Here is a 1,399-nt window from a genome sequence, read left to right as displayed (position 1 = left end):
CAAGCTTCACTATCCTAAGTGAAACGCCCTGTGCGGACCCGCATGCAGGGTGTTGTGGGGGCTGAGGGTTAGATACCCTCGGCTACCCGATTAGGAAAGTCAAACATTGGTAATTATCACACCCACCACCCAGAATATTATAGCGGCAATAATAACTTGAACACGATGATCTAGCCCTAGAATTCTGAAGCTACCGCCAAATACAAATGCAGCTGCTAATAGATAACCTAAATTGCTAAAACCATAACCCAGCGCTGAAAGTAACGAGGCGCCTTTGTAAGATAAAATTGCTGCTATTGGGTATATAAGAGCTAAGAGGCTGACATAAGGGAAAGTCTTTTCAGGGGTTAGAGGTTTATATTTTGATATAAATTCTTGCTGAGATTTTTCAATAAACTCAGCTTTGGCAAAAAGAGTATATACAATGTTGTTGTCTACAAATTTTAGTGGGCCTACATAGTCAGGCCCTGGTCTTGGCGTACTTGTTTCTGAAATTATCCACGTATCATCTCTGGAAATATAAGCCATAAACTCACTCGGAAACATTGAGGCTAACTTCCAGAACCCGAGGTTACCCATCCGGGTGTAGAAGAGCCCAAGTACAATTAATATGGCAACAAATATTAATGCTGCGATGATAGTTGAGTCCATGATGCTACTTATCTCCTAACGCCGCCAACACCGGTTGCCGAAGCGACAGCGTAGGCAGTCCGAGTGCTTGGCCTTGTTACATGGCACTGCATAGATATATGCATATTTTTTTCACAGTATTTTAATTTGTATTAGGTAATGAAGTGCCAAGTGTTAACAGTCTTGATAAGGCAAACCTTGTTCTATATTTAATTTTCTAGCTGCTTCACAGGCGGAACGTGATTGTTTTCCAGCGCACTCAGCATTAAATTTATCAGTCATTCCAGAGTGTTTATTTACCATTGCGTTATAATTATTTACAGATTGCTGGCTGTAGCTATCAACCCGTATTCCATTAATTTTTTCAAACAGCCATTCGGACTCGTTATATAGTTTTACGCATTGTTCCATTTTTTCATCTGATATGACGGGAACATGATTATGGGTCGACGATGTGGGAGGGATAACATAGCTTTGGGCTGTGAGCGTGGAAGAAGCCGTAAAAACAGCTAGAAAAGTAATGTATTTTAAATTGATTTTCATAAATAATTTTAATTGCCTATTGTCAGTGTAGTGATACTTCAATATTTTATAAAGCGAGCTATAAAGCTATGCCGAGCTTAATTTATCCATGTAACGCTTCAAGCATTGGTGCGCAGCATCCAATGCCTTGACTTGTGTACGCCCAGCATGGGCATGAACTAATGGGGTGTAAGTCCCCTGTAGGAAGATCACCGTCGAAAACCATGTTGTGATTAGACGATAACTA

The 1,399-nt window shown here is 40.5% G+C and carries 2 protein-coding genes; both read right to left on the bottom strand.

Annotated features, from left to right (window positions below):
* Positions 1–99: 99 nt before the first annotated feature.
* Positions 100–651, bottom strand: coding sequence for a hypothetical protein (locus A3OI_RS0103690; RefSeq protein ID WP_018402989.1), 552 nt, complete (start codon positions 649–651; stop codon positions 100–102).
* A gap of 153 nt (positions 652–804) precedes the next feature.
* Positions 805–1,173, bottom strand: a complete 369-nt coding sequence (locus A3OI_RS21600; protein WP_081622877.1) for a hypothetical protein — start codon at positions 1,171–1,173, stop codon at positions 805–807.
* Between the last annotated feature and the right edge of the window lie 226 nt (positions 1,174–1,399).

Source organism: Marinobacter gelidimuriae, from assembly GCF_000372805.1.
Lineage (GTDB): Bacteria > Pseudomonadota > Gammaproteobacteria > Pseudomonadales > Oleiphilaceae > Marinobacter > Marinobacter gelidimuriae.
The sequence above is the reverse complement of the archived record's forward strand: the minus strand, read 5'-3'. Positions and strand labels throughout refer to the sequence as shown.

What these genes read in the sequence shown, in the direction of transcription:
- A3OI_RS21600 (WP_081622877.1), bottom strand. Translation starts at nt 1,173, where the DNA reads ATGAAAATCAATTTAAAATACATTACTTTTCTAGCTGTTTTTACGGCT.
- A3OI_RS0103690 (WP_018402989.1), bottom strand. Translation starts at nt 651, where the DNA reads ATGGACTCAACTATCATCGCAGCATTAATATTTGTTGCCATATTAATT.